The sequence below is a fragment of the Candidatus Desulfofervidus auxilii genome (genome assembly GCA_030262725.1).
GTDB lineage: Bacteria > Desulfobacterota > Desulfofervidia > Desulfofervidales > Desulfofervidaceae > JAJSZS01.
In genome coordinates this window covers 1-3,443 of sequence record JAJSZS010000066.1, presented here as the reverse complement: position 1 = coordinate 3,443, position 3,443 = coordinate 1, and the positions used below count along the sequence as shown (strand labels likewise).

The following is a 3,443-nucleotide window of genomic DNA, read 5'->3' as shown; positions in this document are numbered from 1 at the left end:
GGCACATCCTTTACTGGTCTTTCTGTTCTTGTGGCAGTTATTACCACTTTTCCTATCTCTACTTCCTTTGGTTTTTTCCCAGATTCTTGTGCCCAAACAATAGGTATGAAAAAGAAAGTTAATACAAAAGTATTAATAATTAATTTTTTCATATACCCCCCTTATTTTTTATTTACATATCTTTCAATTCAAAACGTAAAGATATATTTATAATCAGCGAATTTTCTTTTAATTCTTTTGGAAAAGGCGGAAATGGATTAGCTTTTTTAATACTTTCTATAGCTGCCTTATCTAAAATCTGATAATGACTGGATTTAACTATTTTTATACTTTTTACTTTTCCATTTTTTAAAATTTCAAATTTTAACAATACTTCACCTTCAATTCCTTTATTTCTTGCAAGTAATGGATATCTTTTATTTTTTTCAATTTTTTGTTTAACAAGTTGCAAATAATAAGAAATTGGAGAAGTTTTTTCTTTGGCAGAATTTTTATTGATATTATTAAATTTGTAATGTTTTGGAAAGAAACTAAATGCATCTGTTATTGAAATAGGTTCATATTCTATTTCTTTAATAGGTTCTGCAACAGTCTTTGGATATTGCCTAAGTTTTATTTGATGTTCTATGCCTTTTATTGGATTTAAATTAGGAATTACTTGTTTAACCCTCTTTGGCGTAAATAAAATTTGAGGAGATTTTTCTTCCTTTATTTCTTTTAGTTCTATCTCTATCCTTTTCTCAGGTGTTTTTACAGAGAATATATTATTAAAGTAAAATAATATATATATATGAATTGCTAAGGAGATAATAAAAAATATTCTTATAGCTTTATTTTTATTCGTCATATTCCTCTCTTCTTGCTGCAATACAAAGCTTTGCTGCACCAGCAGTTTTTGCAATATCCATTACTTTTACTACTTTATTTAAAATCACTTCTCTATCTGCTTTTATCACTACCAATTTATTCTTATCAGAGCCTATAAGAATCCTAAGTTCATGGTAAAGTTGAGGTAAAGTGAGTTCTCTGTTTCCAATAAATATTCTTCCTTCCTTAGTTACATAAACTGTAATTTCTCTTTGAGTCTGTGGTGTTGTAGAACGTGCTTGAGGAAGCTTTACTGAAATACCCTCTTCAGTAATAAATCTTGTAGTTAAAAGAAAGAATATAATTAGCAAAAATACCATATCTATTAAAGGTGTAAGAGAGATTTTTGTACCATTATTTACATTATTTTTAAGCCTTATCATTTAATATCTTCTAAAAATTCATTAAGTTTTTCTTGTAACTCTGCTGTAAAATTTCTTAACTTACTTACTAAATAATTATGAGCTACTATAGTAGGGATGGCTACAGAAAGTCCCAAGGCAGTAGTAAGCATAGCCTCCCATATACCACCTGCAAGTACACTGGCATTTACTTTCCCTCCTAATCTCTCAATTACCATAAATGCCTTTATCATCCCTGTTACTGTCCCTAAGAGACCTAAAAGTGGAGCTATATCTCCAATAGTAGATAAGGCAGGTAAATACTTTTCTAACTCCCTTATTTCTCTTTCTGCTGCAAAAGCCATAGCTCTTTCTATTTCTTCTCTACCAGCTTGATATCTTTTAATACCCTCTTTTAGGACTCTACCTAAAGGATTTTTGCTATTTTCTAATATGAATAATGCCTCATCTACCCCTTTTTCATTTAATGCCTTTTTAACTTTGGCTATTAGATCTGGATTTTTAATTCTTAACTTTCTAAATCTATAAAGTCTTTCAAGCACTATAGTAAGAGCAATTACAGAACAAAAGAGAATAGGAATTACTAAAATCCCGCCTTTTGCTAAAAACGATATTATAGGTAAATTAAAGTGAAATATCTGGCTTTCCATCATAATTCAAATCTTTTTCTTTCTTAATTAAATTTCCTTCTTTGCTATAGTATTCCCAAATATCTATTTTCCCGTCTTTATTACTGTCTTTCTCTATCCTTATAAGTCTTCCTTTTTCATAAAAAAAGAAAATATCCCATTTTCCATCTCCATCCTTATCTTTATAAGCCTTAATAGGATTTCCATCTTTCCCATAATGCCAGCAAAGGTCAATCTTTCCATCTTTATTTGAATCTTTTTCATGCCTTATTAACTTTCCATTTTTATAAAAATACCAATTATCGATCCTACCATCATAATCCTTATCAATTTGTGATTCTTTCATTTCTCCTGTTTTAGAAAAATATATCCATAAATCCCATTTACCATCTTTATTTCTGTCACGAAGCTGTCTATATAAGTTTCCTTTTTTATATTCATTTCTTACATCAAATTGACCATCATAATCTGAGTCTATTTCTTTTAAAGTTAAAACCCCCTTTTGGTAATGTTTTATTAAATCCACTTTTCCATCAAAATTTGTATCTATTTTTTCTTTTACTATCTTGCCTAAGCTGTTTAAATAAAGCCAGGCATCTATTTTTCCGTCATTGTTTCTATCCTGTTCTTGCCTTGCTTCCTGGATATAATTCCAAGTATCTATTTTTCCATCAAAATCACTATCCCATTCTGCTTTTATAAGTTTTCCTTTTTTATAAAATTTTATGAGATCTACCTTCCCATCAAAATTTGTATCAAATTGAGCTTCTTTTAGTTTTCCTTTTTCAAAATAAAACCATATATCCGCTTTTTTATCACCATTCCTATCCTGCTCTTGCCTTACAATTCTTCCTTTTTTGTAAAAATTAAATGTATCCAGCTTCCCATCACCATTAGTATCTAATTCTACTTTTTCTTTTTTCCCTTCATTATCTAAAAATATAACTATTTCTCTTATCCCATCCTCATTTTTATCCTGTTCTTGCCTCTTTAATTTTCCATTTTCAAAGAAACTCCAAGTATCAATTTTTCCATTATGATTAGTATCACTTTCTATTCTTACTAAATCTCCTTTTTTAAAATATCTCCATTCATCTCTCTTTCCATCAAAATTTGAATCAATCTCTATCTTTACTAAATTGCCATTTTTATCATAGTAAGCCCATATATCTACATTTCCATCTTTATTGATATCTTTTTCAAGGGTTTTTGAAAAACTATTTAAAACCTCTAATACAATACATAAAATAACAATCCATATAATATTTAAATGCACACCATTATTATTTAAAAACTGAAACCGCATTTTAATTTCAATTTCAATATATTTTTAAAAAAATTTTATTAAAAAAATTCAATTAATTTGGCATTTTCGTTAAATTTTTTCTCTAAATTATATTGCATTTTAATTTCAATTTCAATAAATAGCAAAAAAAATTTTTTTGTCAAGGGGTTTGACAAAATTAATTTTTAAATTAAAGTTTTGGTATTTAACAATGGAAAAAATGAATCGCTTAATTCCACTCAGTATGGTAGGTAAAAATAAGGAAGTAACAGTAGTAGGCATAAATGCAGGTAGAGGACT

4 protein-coding genes are annotated in these 3,443 nt (G+C 28.1%); all 4 read right to left on the bottom strand.

Features of this window, described 5'->3' with window-relative positions:
• Positions 1 to 172: 172 nt before the first annotated feature.
• From LWW95_11945 to LWW95_11930, 4 genes are read right to left on the bottom strand one after another with little or no spacing between them, the layout of a single operon-like run.
• Entirely contained in the window at positions 173 to 847 is a 675-nt protein-coding gene (locus LWW95_11945; GenBank protein MDL1957739.1) for an energy transducer TonB, read from the bottom strand.
• Positions 837 to 1,250: a biopolymer transporter ExbD gene (locus LWW95_11940; GenBank protein ID MDL1957738.1), complete on the bottom strand. Its 414-nt coding sequence runs from the start codon at positions 1,248 to 1,250 to the stop codon at positions 837 to 839. Before LWW95_11940 ends, LWW95_11945 begins: the two co-directional genes overlap by 11 nt.
• On the bottom strand, positions 1,247 to 1,882 hold the full coding sequence (locus tag LWW95_11935) for a MotA/TolQ/ExbB proton channel family protein (GenBank protein MDL1957737.1): 636 nt from the start codon (positions 1,880 to 1,882) through the stop codon (positions 1,247 to 1,249). Before LWW95_11935 ends, LWW95_11940 begins: the two co-directional genes overlap by 4 nt.
• Positions 1,854 to 3,164: a hypothetical protein gene (locus LWW95_11930; GenBank protein MDL1957736.1), complete on the bottom strand. Its 1,311-nt coding sequence runs from the start codon at positions 3,162 to 3,164 to the stop codon at positions 1,854 to 1,856. The genes LWW95_11935 and LWW95_11930 overlap by 29 nt, the downstream gene beginning before the upstream one ends.
• Between the last annotated feature and the right edge of the window lie 279 nt (positions 3,165 to 3,443).

Excerpts from the sequence above, each read along its gene's own strand:
- LWW95_11935 (MDL1957737.1), bottom strand. The coding sequence starts at position 1,882 with ATGATGGAAAGCCAGATATTTCACTTTAATTTACCTATAATATCGTTT.
- LWW95_11930 (MDL1957736.1), bottom strand. The coding sequence starts at position 3,164 with ATGCGGTTTCAGTTTTTAAATAATAATGGTGTGCATTTAAATATTATA.
- LWW95_11945 (MDL1957739.1), bottom strand. The coding sequence starts at position 847 with ATGACGAATAAAAATAAAGCTATAAGAATATTTTTTATTATCTCCTTA.
- LWW95_11940 (MDL1957738.1), bottom strand. The coding sequence starts at position 1,250 with ATGATAAGGCTTAAAAATAATGTAAATAATGGTACAAAAATCTCTCTT.